Annotated in this window: 15 protein-coding genes and 1 pseudogene; 13 read left to right on the forward strand and 3 right to left on the reverse strand. The window is 45.3% G+C overall.

Annotation, left to right across the window (positions count from 1 at the left end; translation table 11 throughout):
• Nucleotides 1-58: 58 nt before the first annotated feature.
• On the forward strand, nt 59-5,212 hold the full coding sequence (locus tag HFV01_RS09160) for an nSTAND1 domain-containing NTPase (RefSeq protein WP_193521026.1): 5,154 nt from the start codon (nt 59-61) through the stop codon (nt 5,210-5,212).
• Nucleotides 5,213-5,459: 247 nt separating this feature from the next.
• Here the strand turns inward: HFV01_RS09160 and HFV01_RS09165 are convergent, their stop codons facing one another.
• Nucleotides 5,460-6,053: a 4Fe-4S single cluster domain-containing protein gene (locus HFV01_RS09165; RefSeq protein ID WP_193521027.1), complete on the reverse strand. Its 594-nt coding sequence runs from the start codon at nt 6,051-6,053 to the stop codon at nt 5,460-5,462.
• The gene (locus HFV01_RS09170; protein ID WP_193521028.1) at nt 6,050-7,063 is read right to left on the reverse strand and encodes a coiled-coil domain-containing protein; all 1,014 of its coding nucleotides are present in this window, start codon (nt 7,061-7,063) and stop codon (nt 6,050-6,052) included. The genes HFV01_RS09165 and HFV01_RS09170 overlap by 4 nt, the downstream gene beginning before the upstream one ends.
• A 233-nt stretch (nt 7,064-7,296) precedes the next feature.
• On the opposite strand from HFV01_RS09170, the gene HFV01_RS09175 reads away from it, so the two are divergent.
• The 5 genes from HFV01_RS09175 to HFV01_RS09195 all read left to right on the forward strand — a co-directional run bounded on the left by HFV01_RS09175 (nt 7,297) and on the right by HFV01_RS09195 (nt 13,656).
• Nucleotides 7,297-8,805, forward strand: a complete 1,509-nt coding sequence (locus HFV01_RS09175; protein WP_193521029.1) for a hypothetical protein — start codon at nt 7,297-7,299, stop codon at nt 8,803-8,805.
• Between the two features lie 73 nt (nt 8,806-8,878).
• Nucleotides 8,879-11,410: an AAA family ATPase gene (locus HFV01_RS09180; RefSeq protein WP_193521030.1), complete on the forward strand. Its 2,532-nt coding sequence runs from the start codon at nt 8,879-8,881 to the stop codon at nt 11,408-11,410.
• Nucleotides 11,411-12,197: 787 nt separating this feature from the next.
• On the forward strand, nt 12,198-12,818 hold the full coding sequence (locus HFV01_RS09185) for a Uma2 family endonuclease (protein WP_008053754.1): 621 nt from the start codon (nt 12,198-12,200) through the stop codon (nt 12,816-12,818).
• 86 nt (nt 12,819-12,904) lie between these two features.
• The gene (locus tag HFV01_RS09190) at nt 12,905-13,333 is read left to right on the forward strand and encodes an element excision factor XisH family protein (protein WP_006668186.1); all 429 of its coding nucleotides are present in this window, start codon (nt 12,905-12,907) and stop codon (nt 13,331-13,333) included.
• Nucleotides 13,309-13,656 carry a XisI protein gene (locus HFV01_RS09195; protein WP_006668187.1) on the forward strand — a complete coding sequence of 116 codons (348 nt, stop codon included), beginning with the start codon at nt 13,309-13,311 and terminating at the stop codon, nt 13,654-13,656. The genes HFV01_RS09190 and HFV01_RS09195 overlap by 25 nt, the downstream gene beginning before the upstream one ends.
• Before the next feature lie 122 nt (nt 13,657-13,778).
• Here HFV01_RS09195 and HFV01_RS09200 read toward each other — a convergent pair whose 3' ends face one another.
• Nucleotides 13,779-14,099, reverse strand: a complete 321-nt coding sequence (locus HFV01_RS09200) for a XisI protein (protein WP_006668188.1) — start codon at nt 14,097-14,099, stop codon at nt 13,779-13,781.
• Between HFV01_RS09200 and HFV01_RS30370 the strand changes: the two genes are divergently transcribed.
• The 7 genes and pseudogenes from HFV01_RS30370 to HFV01_RS09235 all read left to right on the forward strand — a co-directional run bounded on the left by HFV01_RS30370 (nt 14,082) and on the right by HFV01_RS09235 (nt 25,402).
• Nucleotides 14,082-14,249 carry a hypothetical protein gene (locus HFV01_RS30370; RefSeq protein ID WP_318286224.1) on the forward strand — a complete coding sequence of 56 codons (168 nt, stop codon included), beginning with the start codon at nt 14,082-14,084 and terminating at the stop codon, nt 14,247-14,249. The genes HFV01_RS09200 and HFV01_RS30370 overlap by 18 nt on opposite strands.
• A gap of 87 nt (nt 14,250-14,336) precedes the next feature.
• Nucleotides 14,337-15,326, forward strand: coding sequence for a GUN4 domain-containing protein (locus HFV01_RS09210; RefSeq protein ID WP_006668189.1), 990 nt, complete (start codon nt 14,337-14,339; stop codon nt 15,324-15,326).
• 256 nt (nt 15,327-15,582) lie between these two features.
• Complete coding sequence (locus HFV01_RS32045; RefSeq protein WP_006668190.1) at nt 15,583-17,097, forward strand: GUN4 domain-containing protein; 1,515 nt, start codon at nt 15,583-15,585, stop codon at nt 17,095-17,097.
• Between the two features lie 368 nt (nt 17,098-17,465).
• Nucleotides 17,466-19,043: a GUN4 domain-containing protein gene (locus HFV01_RS09220; protein ID WP_193521031.1), complete on the forward strand. Its 1,578-nt coding sequence runs from the start codon at nt 17,466-17,468 to the stop codon at nt 19,041-19,043.
• Nucleotides 19,044-19,203: 160 nt separating this feature from the next.
• Nucleotides 19,204-20,136 (forward strand): GUN4 domain-containing protein, encoded by a 933-nt coding sequence (locus HFV01_RS09225; RefSeq protein ID WP_006668192.1) that lies wholly within the window; start codon nt 19,204-19,206, stop codon nt 20,134-20,136.
• Nucleotides 20,137-21,906: 1,770 nt separating this feature from the next.
• Nucleotides 21,907-23,127, forward strand: a pseudogene (locus tag HFV01_RS09230) (GUN4 domain-containing protein).
• Nucleotides 23,128-24,235: 1,108 nt separating this feature from the next.
• Nucleotides 24,236-25,402, forward strand: a complete 1,167-nt coding sequence (locus HFV01_RS09235) for a GUN4 domain-containing protein (protein ID WP_193521032.1) — start codon at nt 24,236-24,238, stop codon at nt 25,400-25,402.
• Nucleotides 25,403-25,418 lie beyond the last annotated feature (16 nt).

The following is a 25,418-nucleotide window of genomic DNA, read 5'->3' on the forward strand; positions in this document are numbered from 1 at the left end:
TTGTAAATGAATTTCCAACATTGTCGATAATCATCCTAAGTTTATAGGTAACAGACAAATGAGTGTGCATCCGATTAAAGATACGATCGCTCTGAATGAGACCCAACTTAATACATTAAGCAGAACCCTGAGATTATCTGAGGGACAGTTTACTCTGTTGTTGGTGCGTTGTAACTATACCAATTTGCGATCGTCAATGGTACAACAACTGCGGCAGAAATTTCCTTTACCCATTCGCGAGCTATATCTTCAGCCATCAATACAGAACTTGTATGGTGCTATTCAAGGGGAATTAGGTCAGGGGGAAGAACCAGCGGCGCTTATGGTCTACGGCTTGGAGTCTGTGAACAGTCTTGATGAAGTCTTAGACGCGACCAATTTTGCGAGGGAGTCTTTTCGGAACTTGGAATTTCCCCTAGTGTTATGGGTTGATGACAAAACCTGGCAAAGAATGAACCGCCGCGCTCAGGATTTTACCAGTTGGGCGACTACTTATGAATTTGTCTTAGGAACTCAAGAGTTATTGGAATTTTTGGAGGCTAAAACCCAAAGGGTCTTTGGGGAAGTTCAGAAATTTGGGTCGCTGCAATTTGTCCCCAATACCAAGATTTTGGGGACGGGTTCTCGGTCAGAAATAGAGTTGGCTTATCAAGACTTAAAACAAAGATTAACTAAGTTACCCACAGAATTGGAAGGGAGTTTACAATTTTTATTTGCTCGTTATTGTTATGCCAAAAATGACATCAATTCAGCCATCAAAAAGTATCACGAAAGTCTGAAATTGTGGCGGAATAGTTCCCATAAACCTCCTAATTTTCACCATGATTTAACTCATTTAGAATGGCAAGGATTGATATTATTTCATATAGGATTATGCGAGATTTATCAAGCTGACCAAAATCGTTGTGGTACAGGAAAAAAAGAATGGGAACGAGCCCAACAACATCTACAGCAATCTATTCAAAGGTTTGAAATTGCTCAACGCCAGGATTTGGTGGCTAAGTTTATTAATAAATTAGGGGAGGTTCTCAGTCAATTAGAACAGTGGGATGAGTTATGGGAATTGGCGATCGCCTCTCGGAAACTCCATCAATCTCCTGGTGAATTCAATCAGATTTTATTGGCTCAGGATTATGGATTTTTAGCAGAAGTTTCTCTGCATCGTTCTCAGTGGAATTATAGTAAAGAATTGGCTGAGGTGGCTTTAGATGTATTGATGCGGGCTAATGTTTCGGAGGCGATCAACTCTTCAATTTGTAATCAGCATCAGGGTCGTTTTCTGTGGCTATTAGCTGAATCTTTAGAAAAATTGAGTCAGCCGACTGTGGCAATTCAAAAATTAGAATGGGCGAAAAAAGCGACGATCGCCCAATATAATCCCCGGCTATATCTAGCGATTTTAGAAACTTTAAGGCGGCTATATTTTGACCTGGGCAATTACCGAGAATCTTTTGAGATTAAGGGAGAATATCGCCGCAAATCTAGCACTTTTGGCTATACGGCATTTATTGGCGCTGGTCGCTTGCAGATTCGCGAACGAGCCATTAATCTTAGTTTAACAGATGCTGATTATGGCTATTGTGCGGATGAAATCCAGACTTCTGGACGGGAAAAAGATATCGAAAATCTCCTGGCTCGCATGGCGAGTCCTCAGCATAAACTCACGGTTATTTATGGGCAATCAGGAGTTGGTAAAAGTTCCTTATTACGAGCAGGTTTAGTTCCTTCTCTGCAAGTTAAGCCTATCGAAGCGCGTCAAGTAGTACCTGTGGTTATTCGCAACTATAAGGCTTATATCAGAGAACTAGATCGGCAACTATCTGGTCTTCAAGAATCAGAAATAGAACCAGAAACCGATGTTGGGTTTCACCCAACCTACCTGGCTGCTGTTGGGTTTCACCCAACCTACCTGGCTGAAAAGGCTGTTAATAGCGGTTATCCTGAATTAACTAAAGCTGACGAAGGGGAGCAAAAATTTCTGATTAACCACATTTTAGAAACCTTGAAACACCATTCAGTTAGTCATCGGTTAACTGTGCTAATATTTGACCAATTTGAGGAGTTATTTTTTGTTTTAAATAAAAGCGATCGCCAGATATTTTTTAAATTATTACAGCAAGTTTTAAAAATTCCCTTTGTCAAAGTTATCTTATCCCTGCGAGAAGATTATCTGCATCATTTATTAGAGGCTTCTCGTCTGACTAACTTCGAGGAAATTGGCAACGATATTTTAAGTAAAGATATCCTATTTTATGTGGGCAACTTTAGCCGGGAAGAAGCATATAATGTGATTAAGAGTCTGACCGATAGTTCCCGGTTTTATTTAGAAGATGCTCTAATTAAAGCATTAGTCAATGATTTATCCACCGAATTAGAAGAAGTGCGACCCATTGAAATGCAAGTAGTGGGAGCGCAACTGCAAACCGAAAATATCACGACATTAGCAGAATATCAAAAACGCGGACCCATGCAAAAGCTGGTCGAACGTTTTTTGGAAGTGACCATAAAAGACTGTGGCGCGGAAAATGAGACGATCGCCAGACTAATGCTATACCTATTAACAGATGAAAATGACACCCGACCCCTAAGAACCCGTGCGGAACTTTCGGAAGAATTAAAAGACCGACTTAAATTATCATCAGTTACCGTTGAACTAGACTTGATTTTAGATATCTTTGAACAATCAGGCTTAGTGTTCCGAGTAGTAGAATATGATAGCGAATTTTATCAACTCGTCCATGATTATCTCGCGGGTTTTATTCGTCAACAACATCGCTTAGATCGCGATGCGGAGTTTGAACAACTCCAAGAAGAAAATGAGCAGATGCGACGGGAAAGAGAGTTAAATCAACGACTACAAGAAGCTCAAGCCAAACAACATGAAGCGGAGGAAAAATTAAAGCGACAACGCAGAAACTGGAGCATGATTGGCGCGGGGGTCTGTCTTTTCGTTTTGGCTATTGGCGTTTGGGAAGTGCAAAAATGGCAGCGCAATTCTGCCGATCGCCTCGCTGCGTTGAAATCCGTAGAACGCGCCTTGAGACTATCTGACCAAAACAATCAAATCGAGATTTTACTAACAACTTTAAGACTCAGTAAAGACATTGAAGACACCAACCCCACCGAGCAACAAAAACTTGAGGTAACATCTGGTTTACGGGAAGTTATATCTAATATTCAAGAAAAAAACCGCCTACAGGGACATACTAGCAGTGTTCTGGGGGTGGCGGTTAGTCCTGATGGGAATTTAATTGCTACAGCCAGTAATGATCATACGGCTAAGGTCTGGCGTATTGATGGTTTATGGTTACAGGACTTACCCCATCAAAATAGTGTCACCAGTATTAGCTTTAGTGAAGATAGTAAATTTCTGGGGACTACTACCGCCGATAATCAGGTAACAATTTGGGTCTGGGATGAACAACAAGAAAAATTCCAATATCTGCATAACTTAGTAGGTCATGAAGCCTTAGTTACCCGTGTTAAATTTAGTCCCCAAGGGGATTTAATCGCTACCTCTAGTAATGACAATACTATTCGCCTGTGGCGACCTGATGGGACGATGATTCGTGTCTTAGAAGGTCACACCGATAGAGTGTTAGACGTAGAGTTTAATTCCGATGGACAAAAACTAGCTAGTGCGGGTAAAGATAAAACTATCCGACTCTGGAACCGGGAAGGAGACCTATTAGCCACTTTGACCGGACACTGTGAGGGTATTGCTTCGGACTCTTTTGATTACTGCAATATTCATGATGTCAGTTTTAACCCCAAAAATGATAACATTCTGGTTTCCGGTAGTAGCGATCGCACTCTGAAAATTTGGGATTTGGAACAACAACGGGAAATCCGCACCCTCAAAGGACATAATGAGGAAGTTTTGACAGTCTTATTTAGTCCAGATGGGGAAGTAATTGCTAGTGGAAGTCGTGATGATACGGTGAAAATTTGGGGGTTACCAGATGGGAGTTTATTAAATACTTTAGTAGGTCATCAAAATGATGTTTGGTCGGTGGCATTTACCCCCGATAGTAAAACCATTGTTTCCGCTAGTGCAGATACTAGCGTTAAACTCTGGAGTCGCACCTATACACCAGAGGCGAAAAGGGTAATTCCAGCCAGTGATGCAGCTATTTGGAGCCTCAGCTTTACTCCCGACAGCCTGGGAATAGCTACAGCGGGTAATGATAGCTTAGTCAAAATGTGGGAGATTAATCAAGGTGATCAGCCTGCGTTATTGTGGCAATTAGAAGGTTTAGGACAGCCTAGGGATCTCAATTGGGTTACTGTCAGTCCTCAAAAATATCAGCCTCTGGTCGCCACGGGAGGTGCAGATAATACTATCAAATTATGGACTACCGATGGTGAAGCGATCGCCACTCTGACGGGTCACACTGAACCAGTAAACGCGATCGCATTTAGTCCCACACAAAATATCTTAGCTTCCGCTAGTTCTGATAAAAACGTGATGATCTGGGATGACGATGGTCAATTAATTCAAACTCTGAGTATTCCCGCTTTTCCTAATGATGGTATTGTCAGCGATATCAAGTTTAATGCTGATGGTACTATCTTGGCGGTAGCTATCGGTAATGAAATGGCTATCAGGGCAACCAATGAACTCTATGGGGTGGTATTATGGCGTAAACAAGGAGATAGTTGGATTTCCTATCCGAGTATCCCATTAGATGAAAGTGTCAATAATATCGCTTTTTCTCCTGAATTGGGAACACTGGCGATCGCATCTGGTAAAAATGTTAAACTATGGTCTCGTAATGGTACTCCTAGACCTGATTCTTGTCCCATGACCGCTTTGGCTACGGTTCGCAGTCTCAGCTTTAGTCCAGATGGTCAAATTTTAGCTACCGCTAGTGATGATAAAAAAGTCCGATTATGGGCGGTTAAACGCGATCGCGATAAACTCTGGCCTGCTGATGGTTGTCATGGCATTGACAGCGTAATTGAACCCATTACTACCATTAATCATAATGTCTTTGTTAACCGCATTGCTTTTAGTCCAGATGGTCAAACTTTAGCGATCGCCAAAGACAATGGTAAATTAATATTATGGAGTATGGATAACCTCAGTCTTGATAGTTTGATTAGTCGCAGTTGCACCTGGTTACATAATTATCTACAAACTAATCAAAATGTGCTACCCTCCGATCAGAAACTCTGTAACTTGACTTACCCCCAAATTACCCGCCGCTAAACTACCTCAATCTGTATGTTAACTTTTGTAACAAAAAGTTAAGAAATGTAAAAATTTTTTTGAGGGGGGATTGCTTTTTTGCTTGACTTCGGTTACAATTTTATATAATGGGAATGTAGACATTTTTTTATTTTAAGACAGATTTCCATTATGAAACCATACATTAATATCTTAGCATTAGTTTCCGGTGCTTGTCAACCCTCAGACCCAGGGCGGGCCGCAAAAAATTTTTTTTGTTTAGGAAATCCTAGAGTTTTACAGCCTGTTTAAAATCCTCCCTAAACCCGTGTGGGGGAACCCCAACCATTAACGCAGAATCATTGCGGATATGGAGTTCAACGTCCCGTTTTCTAGTGGTAAATAATGCCGATTGTGGGAGGTGGCGGGGGGTGACAAAGTGAATATTTTGGTTAGATGAACCACGCCAGCCTTGGTTATCATTCAGCGAGGCGATATATTGTCCGTCAATGAGAACATCAATTAATTCTAGTAGGGGGATGATATCGGCTTTGGTGCGAATTTCGTCCAGGGTAAATCCTGTATAACATATAATCGAAATATCCCGATGGTTTCGCAGGTGTTGAAACAGTTTTGTTAAAGCGATCGCCTGTAGCATAGGTTCGCCGCCAGAAACAGTGATACCGTCTAAATTTGGCTGAGATAAAATCAGATTTCCCAGTTTTTCCGGGTCAATTAATGTCGCTTGAGTTTGGGGTATCCACTCCGGGGAAATGCAGCCGGGACAGTTAAAGCTGCAACCTTGTACCCAGATGACAAAGCGGTTTCCGGGGCCGAGGGTGCGGGTGTGGGGGCAAATTTCAGCAATGTTTAAGAGAGTCATGAGGAAAAGTTAAGGGTGAGTTTTTGGTGTTTTTCGGCGTGGTGTTTTTGCAGGGTCGCCAATTGGCGATCAAGGTCTTCCAGTTGGGTTTTTATTTGTGCTAAAATCGGGTCAATTTCTCTGTGGTTGACCGGGAGATATTGGCAAAGTTGACGATCGCGATCGTAATGGTGGCTGAGGTCGTCCCGAATAGTGACCACTTGTTTTTGGTATTGGTTACAGTCAGCGATCGCTTTTTTCAGTTCATTTTGTAGGCGGTCAAATTCCGCTTTTTCTTGTTGCAATTCTGCCAGGGTATCTGATAAAATATGGTTGAGTTTATCCCGTTCCGTTTGGGTAAGTGTTATCAATTCCGTGGCGATTTCCTTCGTCTCGATTTCCCGTTGATTTTGGCATCCTCGCAGTCTTTGAATTTCCGCTGCTAGGCGGGTTTGCTGTGCCGCCAGTTGGTCCTGTTGCTGTTGGAGGGTTTCCAGTTCTTGATATTGGGGTTGGAGGGTTTGCGATCGCTTTTCGATGTCTTCGCGTAGTTGGTCTAGGTCGGTATTTTGTAGTTCGGTTTCTATATGGTTTAATTGAGTCGCGAGGCTGTTTAATCGTGCCAATTCTGCCGCCGCCTCTTTTAACTGATTTTCCTGACTAAAAAGCTGATTAGCTGCCGCCAACAGTTCCGAAGTTTCTCCAGATATTTCCGCTAATTTTTGGGAGTCATTTGCCAGCTTTTCCGTCAGCTTGGGGGGGATATTTAGGGTGGCAAAATGAGGTTGCCAGGTATCCAGCAGAGAGAGTTGTTGTCTGAGAGTTTGGGAGAGAGCGATCGCCCAAGCGTCCAGAGTATCCGGGTCCGAATTAGCCAGGTTTTCCAACACTTCTGGGGGGTAGAGATTTCCCCATAATTCTAGGGCGATTTGCACCAGTTTAAAAGGTAGGTCAATATAATCATAATCCCACACATCCTGATCCGGCAATCTCTGGGCAATTTTAATTAAGGCTGCGATTTGTTCTTCCATAGTCAAGCATTCTCATAACTTGGGCGGTAGGCGAGTCCAGAAACTGATCAATTTTGCCAACTATTACCCCAAAGGGGAGGGAGACTTAAATCTGGCTGGGGTGAGACTCAAACAACCCCGTTGGCGGACGACCATAAAGTTAAGTAATTTTACGGTGTTTGATTTCCCCGAAAAACATTATACTACACAATAGGAATTAAAATCAACCATTACTAACAAAATAGGAGCCATCAATGAGTGGTGAAAAACGACGGTATGTTCAGGTTGAGGATCAGGAGTTGCGGCGACTGCGGGAACAGGAGTCCAGGTTGCGATCGCTACAACAGGATCTCCCGGAAAGGTTAAACGCCGTTCAACAGCAAGCCCAGCGGGAGTTTCAGCAACGTCTCGCCCCCCTGGAACAGCGAACCCAACGCCAGCAACAAGAAATTAGCGGACTGCGAACCGGAATTAAAGACTTGGAAACCCAGACCAACCTACGACTACAAAATCAGCGGCGGGAATTTCAGCAGAGTATCCGAGAGTCGGAGTATCGTCAACAACAGCAATTACAACAGGAAGTCGGACGGCTAGAGTCTTCTATGCGGGAGGGCTTTACTCAGCAGCGACGGGAATATTTAGGATTGTTAAATAATCAACGCCAGGAGTATCTGAATTTATTTGAACAACAGGACCAAAAATTTAGTCACCTGATAGCTGAGGAGCGACAAGCCAGACAACAAGGACAACAAATCCTTCAGCAACAGATTAATCAAGTAGTTGAGAATTTGGAGGCGGAAAGTCAGCGGAAACAACAGTTAGCAGTTGATTATTTTGCCGATGTTGACCAGGTTTGGAAACAGATTGATCGCGATTATCAACACCAACGTTTTGCACCGGGTAAATTAGCCGATTTACGTCGGGATTTAGACCTAGCCAATAGCAATATTCAAGCGGGGGTTTTTGAAGCTGCGATCGCCACCTGTCAGCAAACCTATCTCAAACTAGCAGACCTGCGGCTGGAACTGGAACAAAAACAGCAGGAATGGCTATTTTATTATCAGGCGAGTTTAACTGATTTACGCAGTTTAATTACCGAGGTACAAACTCACCGGGAATGTGAAGTAGAAGTCGGACAGGGAAGTGATGCGGAAACCTTCAAATGTGAGGTTGACTACTGGACAAATGGGCGACTAAGCGAGTATGAAAACCAACTCAATCAGTTAGAATCGCAACTGGTGGAAGGGGAAGCCACCCTCACCACGGAACAGATTAAAAATATCGGCGAAAACATTAATCAATTGCAGCCTATTTTAGGGGAAATTCTCGAACAGGCGAGATGCTCGATTTTAAACTCTCAATTGCGGGTAGAAATTGCCGATCGCATTATCGAAACTCTCGAGAATATCGGTTATAGCCTGATTGATGATACCTACGAGGGAGAAGACCAACGCAACGCCTTTGTAGTTAAGGTGAAAAATGTGGCTGGGGATGAGGTCGTCACCGTGATTAGTCCTGAGTCAGAATTTGGGGCTAATTCGGTTTCAATTAATAGTTTTAGTGCGACTTTAATCGACGAACAAGCTACCAGCCAAAATGCAGAAGCGATTTTTCATATCTTGAATGAAGCTGGCGTTCAAGGTGTGGGTGATATAGAATGTAAAGAACAGGCGAACAGTCAATATCAGGATATTGATGCAGTCAAAACGCGAGTCCAAAAGCCATCTGTTCAGTCACCCCAGCCGAAACCTTCTGTTTCTTAACTCTCCATTTCTGACCCCTTCTCTCAAGGGTGGGGAGGGGTTAGAATAGATGTCATAATAATAGTATCAAATTATGGTTGAACGAATTACCGAGCAATTGAATCTCCAAACAGGCGATCGCTTTCTGGTTTTGTACGGAACCAATAGCGGAGATGGCTTTTTTACTGACGATTTATTATTGTCAGATATCGAACAGGTTTTGCATCGCTATTTACTAACCCAAGGCTTTAATCGTATCGTGTTCTATTCGGGAGTGAATAAGCTGTATTTTCTCGATTCTCAATCACTCCAAAACGCCAGGGAACAGCCGACAACCTCGCCGCCACCTTCCCCGTCCGAAATGCGAACAAAAAGCGGCGGTCCTTTGGGGAAACGCCGTGGCTTATTGAGACGAGAAACCCCTCCCGAACCGGAACCCCAACCCTCAGCAAATCGCCGTCCTGTGATGTCTGATATTCCATGTATCGGCTATTTTGAACACTTCATGAAAGATACCCGCTATCAAAGTGCGATTATCTTTTCTGACGTGGAGGATTTGCGGATGTTTGAAAACCCGCGAGAACTGTTTGGGCGGATGGTCACTTGGGGAAGACTCCCCCCGACCAACCGCAATTTATGTGTGTTTATTTCCCACCATCATAGTTTACAACAGTTTCAAGATTTTTGCAACCATACAGGCTTTACTTATTTGGGAAATTGGCTGCAAAACATGAGCGATCGCCAATTTAATTTAGTGCGGGTGTCTACCCCCACCGAACCGGAGTTAGAAAGTCTGTGGGATTATTTTAGACTGGTTCACCAAAAACCGATAAATTGGAGCGATCGCCGCCGTTTAATCTCGGCTATGGCTGCCGAAAATCAACCCCTAAAGACATGGTATCATCGCTTTAATTCTGTGGCGGAATTATCCTTAAAAGTCGCCAAACAAAACCAGTGGTTATCGGGGGATGTCAGCGATATACCCGCCTTAAAACGCTTACATAACTTGGTAGGTTTACAGAATGTTAAAACCGCCATCAACCAAAAAATCCTGTCATTATCTAAAGCTCAACAACGGCAACAACAAGGCATCAAGACCGACCCCCCTAGACTGCATTTAGTATTCAAAGGAAACCCCGGAACCGGGAAAACCACCGTGGCGAGATTAATGGGGGAAATTTATCGAGATTTAGGGTTATTGCGGCGGGGTCATGTAGTAGAAATTGGCGGGCGAGATTTGGTGGCGGGATATGTGGGACACACCGCAATTTTAACTAATGAAACAGTCGATCGGGCTTTAAATGGGGTATTGTTTATTGATGAGGCTTATAACCTCACTGAAGGGGGCGAAAATGACTGGGGAATGGAGGCGATTAATACCCTGTTAAAACGCATGGAAGATGAACGGGGAAGGCTGGCGGTAATTGTAGCCGGATACCCGGAACTTATGGATAATTTTATCACATCTAACCCAGGTTTACAAAGTCGTTTTGCCACAGAAATTATTTTCGATGATTATCAACCCTCCGAATTATTAACCATTTTCCGTCAACAGGTACAACGGGTTAAAAGTGCGATCGCTCCCGATTTAGAACCGCGTCTGGAGAACTTGTTCACCCAGATTTATGATAACCGAGACCGCAATTTTGGCAACGCCAGAGAGGTGGAAAAGTTATTTAATCTCATGGATGATTGTCACAGCGATCGCGTAATGAAACAGGGTTTAAATACCCTGACCGAACCCTTAAAAGTGGAGGATTTACCGCCAGTTTATCGGGAACTCTCCCAACGGGGAACCGCCGACGCAGAGAACCTAGAAAAACTCCTCGCCGAATTAGAAAACTTGACCGGGTTAGACTCGGTTAAACAGGATATCAAACAATTAATTAACACCCAAGCCGCGAATCAAAAATTAGCCAGTTTAGGGATGTTAGCCAGTAATGAAATCGAAACCCGTCATTTATTATTTACTGGAAATCCCGGCACCGGAAAAACCACCGTCGCTCGTTTAATTGGCGAAATTTATCGAGCCTTGGGACTGTTAAAAAAGGGTCAATTTGTGGAAGTAGAGCGCAAAAAATTAGTCGGACAATATGTCGGACATACCGCCGAAAAAACCGCCCAGGTGATTGAATCCGCCGTGGATGGGGTATTATTTATTGATGAAGCCTACTCCTTATCTCGTGGGGGAGATAGCCGAGATTTTGGACAGGAGGCGATCGATACTTTGGTTCCCATGATGGAAAATTATCGCGATCGCCTGGTGGTAATTTTAGCGGGATATTCGCGGGAAATGGTAGAGTTTCTCGACAGCAACTCCGGCTTAAAATCTCGCATTGCAAAAAAAATCGATTTTCCCGATTATAACGGTGCCGAAATGCACAGTATTTTTCTGGGAATGTGTCGGGAAAGCGGGCGAATTTGTCCCGATGATGTATCCACGCGGGTCAGGTCAATTATGGATTTTGCCTATCAAAATAGGGATGCAAATTTTGGCAATGGTCGCGATGTCCGCAATTTTTATGAACGGATGGTCAACAACTTAAAAAATCGCATCGTCCGGGACGAATTAAACGGGGAGGATATGATCACATTTACCTGTGAGGATATCTCCAGTTGGGAGTAGCGTTAATGAAATGTCAACACCATTGACCTACGAAGGAGTAGGGTGCGTTAATGAAATGTAACGCACCGTTGACCATTACAATGTTAATGAAATGTCAACACCATTGACCTACGAAGGAGTAGGGTGCGTTAATGAAATGTAACGCACCGTTGACCATTACAATGTTAATGAAATGTCAACACCGTTCATGCTCTCAATTGGCTGGCGGTGGGTTACGCACTCAACCCACCCTACGAAGGAGGAATATTATATGATAATAACATCATCCCCAAAATTGACATTTGCCGATTTTTTAGGAGTAGGGTGCGTTAATGAAATGTCAACACCGTTGACCATTACAATGTTAATGAAATGTCAACACCGTTCATGCTCTCAATTGGCTGGCGGTGGGTTACGCACTCAACCCACCCTACGAAGGAGGAATATTATATGATAATAACATCATCCCCAAAATTGACATTTGCCGATTTTTTAGGAGTAGGGTGCGTTAATGAAATGTCAACACCGTTGACCATTACAATGTTAATGAAATGTCAACACCGTTTATGCTCTCAATTGGCTGGCGGTGGGTTACGCACTCAACCCACCCTACGAAGGAGGAATATTATATGATAATAACATCATCCCCAAAATTGACATTTGCCGATTTTTTAGGAGTAGGGTGCGTTAATGAAATGTCAACACCGTTGACCATTACAATGTTAATGAAATGTCAACACCGTTTATGCTCTCAATTGGCTGGCGGTGGGTTACGCACTCAACCCACCCTACGAAGGAGGAATATTATATGATAATAACATCATCCCCAAAATTGACATTTGCCGATTTTTTAGAACAGTATCCCGACGGTTCAGGGAGGTATGAATTAGTTAATGGAGAATTGGTGAAAGTGGAACCAACCCGCGCCCATAAAAATATCGCTCGGTTTTTGGTTCGTCGTTTTGACCGGGAAAGTGAACGGCTGAATTTAGACTATATTATCGATAAAGATATCATCGTCAAAACCGTGACCCAGGAGGGGGAAGAAAGGGGGCGAAATCCTGATGTGGCGGTAGTGAAAGCTGAGGTTTGGAATCGCAACGTGCGGACTTATGGAGCCTTGACCGAACCCATTGAATTAGCCGTGGAGGTAGTTTCCACCAACTGGGAGGATGATTATATTGACAAGCGGGAGGAGTATCAGCGGTTGGGAATTGCAGAATATTGGATTGTGGATTATTTAGCGATCGCATCTCGTGCATTTTTAGGCAATCCCAAGCAGCCGCAGATTTTGGTTTATCGGTTGGTTGAAGGCGAGTATCAACTCCGGTCATTTTCCCGGAGCGATCGCATTTTTTCCCCCACTTTCCCAGAGTTGGAATTAACCGTCGATGAAGTATTGACAGCGAGTGGCATTCGCGAGTTATAATATAGAAAATCATATCATAGCTCACCCAAATCACATTGATCGCCGTCGCTATCCGACATAAATTTAATATAAATGGGACGCATTTAATGCCCGCCAAAGATGTTTATCATGATACTGTTTGTATTGCTCTGATGAAAGATGGTTGGACAATCACTGATGATCCCCTGATTCTAAAGATCGGGGAACGCTCGACGTTTATCGATTTGGGGGCTGAAAAACTAATTGCTGCCGAACGAGATCATGAAAAAATCGCTGTCGAAATTAAAAGTTTTTTGAGTCCTTCTCCAATCAAAGATCTGGAAAATGCCTGGGGACAGTTCTTTCTGTACGCCAGAGCACTTCAAAAAAAAGAATCAGATCGCAGTTTATATCTAGCGGTTAGCCGGAACACCTTCGATACTTTATTTCAAGAAGAAGCCGGACAACTGCTTTTAGAAGAACCATATTTTCGGATGATTGTTTTTGACCCAAATAGTGAGGAAATCCTGCAATGGCAACCACAATTAAACCTATAGATGATTGGCGGAATTTACTGGAAAAAATTATCCAAGATTATGCCGATATTCCCTATCGATATGGTGATGTAAAGACTTACCTGATTGTCAGTCGGGACGGCAACCATTTTATGCTGGTACACGAAGGCTGGGAAAATAATCGTCGGGTTCACGGTTGCATCGTTCATGCCGAGATTCGCGATGCCAAAATTTGGATTCATTACGATGGCATAGAAGATGGCATCACCGAGGAACTCGTTGCCGCTGGTGTTCCCAAAGATTGCATTGTCCTCGCCTTTCATCCTCCCCAGGTTCGGGAACATACCGGCTATGCGATCGCATAATTTTATCATTCCTTTTCCCGGAGCGATCGCATTTTTTCCCCCACTTTCCCAGAGTTGGAATTAACCGTCGATGAAGTATTGACAGCGAGTGGCATTCGCGAGTTATAATATAGAAAATCATATCATACCCGCCCCGCATTAGATTCTTCCAAGAACCCCAAAATAATGCGGTTTTCAGGAATGCCTTTTTCAATCAAATCTTGAGTAATTCCCGCTTCCATCCCATCATATTCAATCACAACTTTTCCTTCACGCAAAACAATATAGATGAGATTTACTCGGACTCGTCTACCTCGATCCCAACCCACTTGCATCAGTGCATAATGTTCTTGTTTATCATCAAATACCGTATCCAATCGAATCTCGCCATGAGATGGACGCAGTTGTGCATATTCACAGATAACTTGTTTGACAATTTCGCGATCGTGAGTTATGGTATCCATTGTTTAACCTCCGCTTTTTTCGCATCAACCACTAAGAGATTTAAAGGCAGTTTGTTTTCCCGGAGCGATCGCATTTTTTCCCCCACTTTCCCAGAGTTGGAATTAACCGTCGATCAAGTATTGACAGCGAGTGGCATTCGCGAGTTATAATAGATCGAATAATGCCACCCACTATAGCTATACTTGTAATGAGTGTCACCATTCCACGGTTTCTACGTCTTATCGGGGTTGAGAATCATGGCGAAATGTCCTGTTTGTGAAACCGAATATACACCAAATGAGGTGGAAACCTGTTCGGTGTGTGGTTATGACCTGACACCCTATCCCCCTGTGATTGGTGGGATACCCTCCGGGTTTTTGGAGAAGGAGAAAAAACGCATTGCCGCCGCCAAGCGGGTTTGGCAATTGTCTCAGTCTCAGGTAGAGTCCGCACAGTTGATGGTCTCTCACCTGCAATCTCAGTTAGATGAGACCACCCGAAAAATTGACGGTTTTACCACTACTCAATCACGGCTAGAATCTCAGATAGAAGCGATCGCATCTCAACTCCAATCCCAGAATGAAGCGATCGCATCTCAATCCCAATCACGGCTAGAATCGCAGATAGAAGCGATCGCATCTCAACTCCAATCCCAATCGTCACAGATAGAAGCGATCGCATCTCAACTCCAATCCCAGAATGAAGCGATCGCATCTCAACTCGAGTCGATAACTGAAGCCGTGGCAGATACTCCCATCGTGTCTTATTCTGGTTTTGATTATAGCCAACTCAACAGATTATTGAAATCAGGCCAGTGGAAAGCTGCCGACGAAAAAACGGCTAAGATGATGTGTAGGGTGGCGGGAAAAACCCACGATGGATATTTAAACTATGATGATATCAAAAACTTTCCCTGCGAGGATTTGCGAATCATCGATGGTCTTTGGGTCAAACACAGCAGGGGACGCTTCGGGTTTAGTGTCCAGAAGCAAATTTACATCAATTGTGGAGGTAAGCCTGATGGAAGCTATCCAAAAGGTGATGATATATTAGAGCGGTATGCTGACCAGGTGGGATGGCGAGTTGGAAGGTCTTGGATTTTGAAGTCAGATTGCACGTTTGCGGCGATTGCTCCCTGTGGCCATCTTCCTTTTTGGCCTTGGTTATACGAGTGGTATCAGGTAGGCCATTCATTGAAGTCTGTAGGAGTGCATTTGTTCTCTCGCGCACAGACTTGTCTACTGTAGCATATAAACACTTCAGGCAGTCCCTAGTGGTGCTTTAATGAAATGTAACGCACCGTTGACCATTACAATGTTAATCAAATGTCAACACCACTCCTACTCTCCATTGGCGGTGGGTTACGCACTCAACCCACCCTACGAAGTCTTACTTCTCCACTGGTGGTAGAAACTGGGTTTCTAGTTCCTCTCGGTGGGTTATAGTAGCATAAAGCCGGGTTTCTCTGCACCCGGTTTCTACGTCTTATCGGGGTTGAGAATTATGGCGAAATGTCCCGTTTGTGAAACCGAATATACACCAAATGAGGTGGAAACCTGTTCCGTGTGTGGTTATGACCTGACACCCTATCCCCCTGTGATTGGTGGGATACCCTCCGGGTTTTTGGAGAAGGAGAAAAAACGCATTGCGGCAGCCAAGCGGGTTTGGCAATTGTCTCAGTCTCAGGTAGAGTCCGCACAGTTGATGGTCTCTCACCTACAGTCTCAGTTAGATGAAATGACCCGGAAAATTGACGGTTTTACCACTACTCAATCACGCCTAGAATCCCAGAATGAAGCGATCGCATCTCAATCGCTATCACGGCTAGAATCTCAGGTCAAAGCGATCGCATCTCAATCGCTATCACGCCTAGAATCTCAGGTCAAAGCGATCGCATCTCAATCCCAATCGCTATCACGCCTAGAATCGCAGATAGAAGCGATCACATCTCAACTCCAATGCCAATCGTCACAGGTCAAAGCGATCGCATCTCAATCCCAATCGCTATCACGCCTAGAATCGCAGGTCAAAGCGATCGCATCTCAATCCCAATCGCTATCACGCCTAGAATCGCAGATAGAAGCGATCGCATCTCAATCCCAATCGCTATCACGCCTAGAATCGCAGGTAGAAGCGATCGCATCTCAATCCCAATCGCTATCATGGCTAGAATCTCAGGTCAAAGCGATCGCATCTCAATCCCAATCACGGCTAGAATCGCAGATAGAAGCGATCGCATCTCAATCCCAATCGCTATCATGGCTAGAATCTCAGGTCAAAGCGATCGCATCTCAACTCCAATGCCAATCGTCACAGATAGAAGCGATCGCATCTCAATCCCAATCACGGCTAGAATCGCAGATAGAAGCGATCGCATCTCAATCCCAATCACGGCTAGAATCGCAGATAGAAGCGATCGCATCTCAATCCCAATCACGGCTAGAATCGCAGATAGAAGCGATCGCATCTCAATCCCAATCACGGCTAGAATCGCAGATAGAAGCGATCGCATCTCAACTCCAGTCGATAACTGAAGCCGTGGCAGATACTACCATCGTGTCTTCTTCTGGTTTTTTGTATACCGAACTCGACAGATTATTGAAATCAGGCAACTGGAAAGCTGCCGACGAAGAAACGGCTAAGATGATGTTAGCGGTGGCGGGAAAAACCTCTAGGAGATATTTAGACGACGATGATATCAAAAACTTTCCCGGCGAGGATTTGCGAATCATCGATGGTCTTTGGGTCAAACACAGCAGGGGACGCTTTGGGTTTAGTGTCCAGAAGCAAATTTACATCAATTGTGGAGGATTGCCTGTAGGAAACTATCCAGGTGATACAGCGTGGTGTCAGTTTTGTGACGAGGTGGCATGGCGATATAATGGGGATTACGTGGTCTGGTCTGATTGCACGTTTTCCGCGACTGCTCCCCGCGGTCATCTCCCAAGTTATACCGGGCACTATAGTACTTTTACATCTCTTCTCTCGCGCACAGACTTGTTAACCTTTAACATATAAGCACTTCTAAGCACTTCAGGCAGTTGTCAAGTTCTTGTTTTCGGCAACTTTTTCACAGAAACATCGGCACCTCCCCCTATTCTATGCCTGGCACTCCACTCAAAGCGGTAGCCATTGGCTTTGACAAACTTTTAGGCCACTTCTGTAACCTCTGTACTTTCGCGTTTCCGGAATATTCCCAGGAAGTTTCATCTGTCCGGGAGATGTCTTTTTCCCACTGAGTGAAGAAACCCGGTTTCTATCAGGGTTATAGGTAAATACCGAAATATGTCCGTCGTAACCGAGTTTCTCAGTTCCTCTCGGTGGGTTATCATAGCATAAAGCCGGGTTTCCCTACACCCGGTTGTCGTGATTTATCAGGGTTGGGAATGATGACGAAATGTCCTGTTTGTGAAACCGAATATACAGAAAATGAGGTCGAAACCTGTTCCGTGTGTGGTTATGACCTGACCCCCTATCCCCCTATTGACGAGATACCGTCCGAGTTGTGGGAGAAGGAGAAAAAACGCATTGCCGTCGCCAAGCGGGTTTGGAAATCGTCTCAGTCTCAGGTAAAGTCCGCACAGTTGATGGTCTCTCACCTGCAGTCTTATTTATATGAGACGACCCGGAACATTTACGGTTTTACCCAATCCCAATCTCAACTTCCATCCCAGAGTCAAGCGATCGCATCTCAATCCCAATTGCTATCACGCCTAGAATCCCAGAGTCAAGCGATCGCATCTCAATCCCAATTGCTATCACGCCTAGAATCTCAGGTCAAAGCGATCGCATCTCAACTTCCATCCCAGAGTCAAGCGATCGCATCTCAACTTCCGTCCCAGAGTCAAGCGATCGCATCTCAACTTCCGTCCCAGAGTCAAGCGATCGCATCTCAACTTCCATCCCAGAGTCAAGCGATCGCATCTCAACTTCCATCCCAGAGTCAAGCGATCGCATCTCAACTCCAATCCCAGAGTCAAGCGATCGCATCTCAACTCCAATCCCAGAGTCAAGTGATCGCATCTCAACTCCAATCCCAGAGTCAAGCGATCGCATCTCAACTCCAATCCCAGAGTCAAGTGATCGCATCTCAACTCCAATCCCAGAGTCAAGCGATCGCATCTCAATCCCAATTGCTATCACGCCTAGAATCCCAGGTAGAAGCGATCGCATTTCAACTCCCATCCCAGAGTCAAGCGATCGCATCTCAATCCCAATTGCTATCACGCCTAGAATCCCAGAGTCAAGCGATCGCATCTCAACTCCCATCCCAGAGTCAAGCGATCGCATCTCAACTCCCATCCCAGAGTCAAGCGATCGCATCTCAACTCCCATCCCAGAGTCAAGCGATCGCATCTCAACTCCCATCCCAGAGTCAAGCGATCGCATCTCAACTCCCATCCCAGAGTCAAGCGATCGCATCTCAACTCGACGAGTCGATAACTGAAGCCGTGGCAGACATTACTTCCATCGTGTCTTCATCCTCTGGTTTTGATTATAGCCAACTCGACAGATTATTGAAATCAGGCCAGTGGGAAGCAGCCGACGAAGAAACGACTAAGATGATGTGTAGGGTGGCGGGAAAAACCTCTAGGAGATATTTAGACGACGATGATATCAAAAACTTTCCCGGCGAGGATTTGCGAATCATCGATGGTCTTTGGGTCAAACACAGCAGGGGACGCTTCGGGTTTAGTGTCCAGAAGCAAATTTACATCAATTGTGGAGGATTGCCTGATGGACGCTATCCAGGTGATACAATATGGGAGCGCTATTGCGGGGAGGTGGGATGGCGAGTGAATGGGTCGTATATATCATGGTCTGATTGCACGTTTTCGGAGGCAGCTCCCCTGGGCCATCTTCCCGCCCGTTTTGTTGGGGTTGGTTGGTGGTTGGGTTTTGGTGTGGGACTGGTAAGGCGTAGGTTAGCACTCTTCTCTCGCGCAGAGACTTGCAGACTGTAGCATATAAGCACTTCAGGTGAAGAAACCCGGTTTCTATCAGGGTTATGGGTAAATCCGAAAGATGTCCGTTTCTACCCGGTTTCTAGTTCCTCTCGGTGGGTTATCATAGCATAAAGCCGGGTTTCCCTGCACCCGGTTGTCGTGATGTATCGGGTTGGGAATGATGGAGAAATGTCCCGTTTGTGAAACGGAATATACACCAAATGAGGTGGAAACCTGTTCGGTGTGTGGTTATGACCTGACACCCTATCCCCCTGTGATTGATGGGATACCGTCCGGGTTTTTGGAGAAGGAGAAAAAACGCATTGCGGCAGCCAAGCGGGTTTGGCAATTGTCTCAGTCTCAGGTAGAGTCCGCACAGTTGATGGTCTCTCACCTGCAATCTCAGTTAGATGAGACCACCCGGAAAATTGACGGTTTTACCACTACTCAATCACGGCTAGAATCACAGATAGAAGCGATCGCATCTCAACTAGAATCCCAGAGAAAAGCGATCGCATCTCAACTAGAATCCCAGAGAAAAGCGATCGCATCTCAACTCCAATCCCAATCGTCACAGATAGAAGCGATCGCATCTCAACTCGAGTCGATAACTGAAGCCGTGGCAGACATTACTCCCATCGTGTCTTCTTCTGGTTTTGACTATACCGAACTCGACAGATTATTGAAATCAGGTGAGTGGAAAGCAGCCGACCAAGAAACGACTAAGATGATGTGGAGGGTGGCGGGAAAAACCAGGGGATATTTATACAACGATGATATCAAAAACTTTCCCTGCGAGGATTTGCGAATCATCGATGGTCTTTGGGTCAAACACAGCAACGGACGCTTCGGGTTTAGTGTCCAGAAGCAAATTTACATCAATTGTGGAGGATTGCCTGATGGAAGCTATCCAGGTGATACAATATGGGAGCGCTATTGCGGGGAGGTGGGATGGCGAGTGAATGGGTCGTATATATCTAGGTCTGATTGCACGTTTTCGGCGGCAGCTCCCCTGGGCCATCTTCCCGGAATGGCGATGGATGAGTATTGGGGGGTTTTTTTGGAAAGTGGGGTTGCACTCTTCTGTCGCGCACAGACTTGTAAACTGTAGCATATAACCACTTCAGGCAGTCCCTAGTGGTGCTTTAATCAAATGTAACGCACCGTTGACCATTACAATGTTAATGAAATGTCAACACCACTCCTACTCTCAATTGGCGGTGGGTTACGCACTGAACCCACCCTACGAAGGAGTAGGGTGCGTTAATGAAATGTAACGCACCGTTGACCATTACAATGTTAATGAAATGTCAACACCACTCCTACTCTCCATTGGCGGTGGGTTACGCACTCAACCCACCCTACGAAGGAGTAGGGTGCGTTAATGAAATGTAACGCACCATTGACCATTACAATGTTAATGAAATGTCAACACCACTCCTACTCTCCATTGGCTGGCGGTGGGTTACGCTACGCTAACCCACCCTACGAAGGAGTAGGGTGCGTTAATGAAATGTAACGCACCGTTGACCATTACAATGTTAATGAAATGTCAACACCGTTCATGCTCTCAATTGGCTGGCGGTGGGTTACGCTACGCTAACCCACCCTACGAAGGAGTAGGGTGCGTTAATGAAATGTAACGCACCGTTGACCATTACAATGTTAATGAAATGTCAACACCACTCCTACTCTCCATTGGCGGTGGGTTACGCACTCAACCCACCCTACGAAGAAGTAGGGTGCGTTAATGAAATGTAACGCACCGTTGACCATTACAATGTTAATGAAATGTCAACACCGTTCATGCTCTCAATTGGCTGGCGGTGGGTTACGCACTCAACCCACCCTACGAAGAAGTAGGGTGCGTTAATGAAATGTAACGCACCGTTGACCATTACAATGTTAATGAAATGTCAACACCGTTCATGCTCTCAATTGGCTGGCGGTGGGTTACGCACTCAACCCACCCTACGAAGAAGTAGGGTGCGTTAATGAAATGTAACGCACCGTTGACCATTACAATGTTAATGAAATGTCAACACCGTTCATGCTCTCAATTGGCTGGCGGTGGGTTACGCACTCAACCCACCCTACGAAGAAGTAGGGTGCGTTAATGAAATGTAACGCACCGTTGACCATTCAAATGTTAATGAAATGTCAACACCACTCCTACTCTCCATTGGCGGTGGGTTACGCACTCAACCCACCCTACGAAGGAGTAGGGTGCGTTAATGAAATGTAACGCACCGTTGACCATTCAAATGTTAATGAAATGTCAACACCGTTCATGCTCTCAATTGGCTGGCGGTGGGTTACGCACTCAACCCACCCTACGAAGAAGTAGGGTGCGTTAATGAAATGTAACGCACCGTTGACCATTCAAATGTTAATGAAATGTCAACACCACTCCTACTCTCCATTGGCGGTGGGTTACGCACTCAACCCACCCTACGAAGGAGTAGGGTGCGTTAATGAAATGTAACGCACCGTTGACCATTCAAATGTTAATGAAATGTCAACACCACTCCTACTCTCCATTGTTAATGAAATGTCAACACCACTCCTACTCTCAATTGGCGGTGGGTTACGCTACCCTAACCCACCCTACGAAGGAGTAGGGTGCGTTAATGAAATGTCAACACCGTTGACCATTACAATGTTAATGAAATGTCAACACCGTTCATCATTACCATGTCAGGAGTAGAGCGATCGCATTTTTTCCCCCACTTTCCCAGAGTTGGAATTAACCGTCGATGAAGTATTGACAGCGAGTGGCATTCGCGAGTTATAATAGATTGAATAGTGCCACCCACTATAGCTATACTTGTGATGAGTGTCACCATTCCACGGTTTCTACGTCTTATCGGGGTTGAGAATCATGGCGAAATGTCCCGTTTGTGAAACGGAATATACACCAAATGAGGTGGAAACCTGTTCCGTGTGTGGTTATGACCTGACACCCTATCCCCCTGTGATTGGTGGGATACCCTCCGGGTTTTTGGAGAAGGAGAAAAAACGCATTGCCGCCGCCAAGCGGGTTTGGCAATTGTCTCAGTCTCAGGTAGAATAGGCACAGTTGATGGTCTCTCACCTGTAGTCTTACGGAGATAAAATGACTCAGCCAATTGACGGTTTTACCACTACTCAATCACGCCTAGAATCGCAGATAGAAGCGATCGCATCTCAACTTCAATCCCAATCGTTACAGATAGAAGCGATCGCATCTCAATCCCAATCACGGCTAGAATCGCAGATAGAAGCGATCACATCTCAACTAGAATCGCAGATAGAAGCGATCGCATCTCAACTCCAATCCCAATCACGCCTAGAATCGCAGATAGAAGCGATCGCATCTCAACTAGAATCCCAGAGAAAAGCGATCGCATCTCAACTCCAATCCCAATCACGCCTAGAATCGCAGATAGAAGCGATCGCATCTCAACTAGAATCCCAGAGAAAAGCGATCGCATCTCAACTAGAATCGCAGGTCAAAGCGATCGCATCTCAACTCCAATCCCAATCACGCCTAGAATCGCAGATAGAAGCGATCGCATCTCAACTCGAGTCGATAACTGAAGCAGTGGTAGATACTCCCATCGTGTCTTCTTCTGGTTTTGATTATACCGAACTCGACAGATTATTGAAATCAGGCCAGTGGAAAGCTGCCGACGAAGAAACGGCTAAGATGATGTTAGCGGTGGCCCGACAAACCCAACGGGGATATTTAGACGAGGATGATATCAAAAACTTTCCCTGCGAGGATTTGCGAATCATCGATGGTCTTTGGGTTAAACACAGCAGGGGACGCTTCGGGTTGAGTGTCCAGAAGCAAATTTACATCAATTGTGGAGGATTGCCTGATGGAAGCATACCAAGTGATACAATATGGGAGCGCTATTGCGGGGAGGTGGGATGGCGAGTGAATGGGTCGTATATATCTAGGTCTGATTGCACGTTTTCGGCGGCGGCTCCCCGTGGCCATCTTCCCGTGGGGGGGGGGTTTGTATGTTATTGTGGGTGGTTTAGCGGGTTAGGGCGTGGGGGGGTTTACATTATATCATCTTCTCTCGCGCACAGACTTGTAACCTGTAGCATATAACCACTTCAGGCAGTCCCTAGTGGTGCGTTAATGAAATGTAACGCACCGTTGACCATTACAATGTTAATGAAATGTCAACACCACTCATAACTCATACTCTCCATTGGCGGTGGGTTACGCTACGCTAACCCACCCTACGAAGGAGTAGGGTGCGTTAATGAAATGTAACGCACCATTGACCATTACAATGTTAATGAAATGTCAACACCACTCCTACTCTCCATTGGCTGGCGGTGGGTTACGCACTCAACCCACCCTACGAAGGAGTAGGGTGCGTTAATGAAATGTAACGCACCATTGACCATTACAATGTTAATGAAATGTCAACACCGTTCATGCTCTCAATTGGCTGGCGGTGGGTTACGCTACGCTAACCCACCCTACGAAGGAGTAGGGTGCGTTAATGAAATGTAACGCACCATTGACCATTACAATGTTAATGAAATGTCAACACCGTTCATGCTCTCAATTGGCTGGCGGTGGGTTACGCTACGCTAACCCACCCTACGAAGGAGTAGGGTGCGTTAATGAAATGTAACGCACCATTGACCATTACAATGTTAATGAAATGTCAACACCGTTCATGCTCTCAATTGGCTGGCGGTGGGTTACGCTACGCTAACCCACCCTACGAAGGAGTAGGGTGCGTTAATGAAATGTAACGCACCATTGACCATTACAATGTTAATGAAATGTCAACACCACTCCTACTCTCCATTGGCGGTGGGTTACGCTACGCTAACCCACCCTACGAAGGAGTAGGGTGCGTTAATGAAATGTAACGCACCATTGACCATTACAATGTTAATGAAATGTCAACACCACTCCTACTCTCCATTGGCGGTGGGTTACGCTACCCTAACCAACCCTACGAAGGAGTAGGGTGCGTTAATGAAATGTAACGCACCATTGACCATTACAATGTTAATGAAATGTCAACACCACTCCTACTCTCCATTGGCGGTGGGTTACGCTACCCTAACCAACCCTACGAAGTCTTACTTCTCCACTGGTGGTAGAAACTGGGTTTCTAGTTCCTCTCGGTGGGTTATAGTAGCATAAAGCCGGGTTTCCCTGCACCCGGTTGTCGTGATGTATCGGGTTGGGAATGATGGAGAAATGTCCCGTTTGTGAAACCGAATATACACCAAATGAGGTGGAAACCTGTTCCGTGTGTGGTTATGACCTGACACCCTATCCCCCTGTGATTGGTGGGATACCCTCCGGGTTTTTGGAGAAGGAGAAAAAACGCATTGCCGCCGCCAAGCGGGTTTGGCAATTGTCTCAAAAACGCATTGCGGCAGCCAAGCGGGTTTGGCAATTGTCTCAGTCTCAGGTAGAGTCCGCACAGGCGATGGTTTCTCAGTTGCAGTCTCAGTTAGATGAGACCACCCGGAAAATTGACGGTTTTACCACTACTCAATCACGGCTAGAATCTCAGATAGAAGCGATCGCATCTCAACTCCAATCCCAGAATGAAGCGATCGCATCTCAATCGCAATCACGGCTAGAATCGCAGATAGAAGCGATCGCATCTCAACTCCAATCCCATAATGAAGCGATCGCATCTCAACTCCAATCACGGCTAGAATCGCAGATAGAAGCGATCGCATCTCAACTCCAATCCCAATCGTCACAGATAGAAGCGATCGCATCTCAACTCCAATCCCAATCGTCACAGAATGAAGCGATCGCATCTCAATCCCAATCACGGCTAGAATCGCAGATAGAAGCGATCGCATCTCACCTCAAATCCCAGAGAAAAGCGATCGCATCTCAACCTAAGCAGATTTCAAAACCAGTGCCAGATACTCGCATCCTGTCTTCTTCTGGTTTTGATTATAGCCAACTCAACAGATTATTGAAATCAGGCCAGTGGAAAGCTGCCGACGAAGAAACGGCTAAGATGATGTTAGCGGTGGCGGGACAAACCGGGAGATATTTAGACGACGATGATATCAAAAACTTTCCCTGCGAGGATTTGCGAATCATCGATGGTCTTTGGGTCAAACACAGCAACGGACGCTTCGGGTTTAGTGTCCAGAAGCAAATTTACATCAATTGTGGAGGTAAGCCTGATGGAAGCTATCCAGGTGATACAATATGGAAGCGGTATTGTGACGAGGTGGGATGGCGAGTGAATGGGTCGTATCTATCATTAATCACGTTTTCGGCGGCGGCTCCCCGGGGCCATCTACCCTTCGGTTGGCGTAAGGTGAGGGTTATGGGCGGTTCAGCTTCTCTCGCGCACAGACTTGTAACTTGTAGCATATAACCACTTCAGGCAGTTG

The sequence above is a fragment of the Limnospira fusiformis SAG 85.79 genome, assembly GCF_012516315.1.
Lineage (GTDB): Bacteria > Cyanobacteriota > Cyanobacteriia > Cyanobacteriales > Microcoleaceae > Limnospira > Limnospira fusiformis.

Excerpts from the sequence above, each read along its gene's own strand:
- HFV01_RS09200 (WP_006668188.1), bottom strand. The coding sequence starts at position 14,099 with ATGGATACCATAACTCACGATCGCGAAATTGTCAAACAAGTTATCTGT.
- HFV01_RS09220 (WP_193521031.1), top strand. The coding sequence starts at position 17,466 with ATGATGACGAAATGTCCTGTTTGTGAAACCGAATATACAGAAAATGAG.
- HFV01_RS09190 (WP_006668186.1), top strand. The coding sequence starts at position 12,905 with ATGCCCGCCAAAGATGTTTATCATGATACTGTTTGTATTGCTCTGATG.
- HFV01_RS09170 (WP_193521028.1), bottom strand. The coding sequence starts at position 7,063 with ATGGAAGAACAAATCGCAGCCTTAATTAAAATTGCCCAGAGATTGCCG.
- HFV01_RS32045 (WP_006668190.1), top strand. The coding sequence starts at position 15,583 with ATGGCGAAATGTCCCGTTTGTGAAACCGAATATACACCAAATGAGGTG.
- HFV01_RS09185 (WP_008053754.1), top strand. The coding sequence starts at position 12,198 with ATGATAATAACATCATCCCCAAAATTGACATTTGCCGATTTTTTAGAA.
- HFV01_RS09160 (WP_193521026.1), top strand. The coding sequence starts at position 59 with ATGAGTGTGCATCCGATTAAAGATACGATCGCTCTGAATGAGACCCAA.
- HFV01_RS09175 (WP_193521029.1), top strand. The coding sequence starts at position 7,297 with ATGAGTGGTGAAAAACGACGGTATGTTCAGGTTGAGGATCAGGAGTTG.
- HFV01_RS09180 (WP_193521030.1), top strand. The coding sequence starts at position 8,879 with ATGGTTGAACGAATTACCGAGCAATTGAATCTCCAAACAGGCGATCGC.
- HFV01_RS09235 (WP_193521032.1), top strand. The coding sequence starts at position 24,236 with ATGATGGAGAAATGTCCCGTTTGTGAAACCGAATATACACCAAATGAG.
- HFV01_RS09225 (WP_006668192.1), top strand. The coding sequence starts at position 19,204 with ATGATGGAGAAATGTCCCGTTTGTGAAACGGAATATACACCAAATGAG.
- HFV01_RS09195 (WP_006668187.1), top strand. The coding sequence starts at position 13,309 with ATGGCAACCACAATTAAACCTATAGATGATTGGCGGAATTTACTGGAA.
- HFV01_RS09210 (WP_006668189.1), top strand. The coding sequence starts at position 14,337 with ATGGCGAAATGTCCTGTTTGTGAAACCGAATATACACCAAATGAGGTG.
- HFV01_RS09165 (WP_193521027.1), bottom strand. The coding sequence starts at position 6,053 with ATGACTCTCTTAAACATTGCTGAAATTTGCCCCCACACCCGCACCCTC.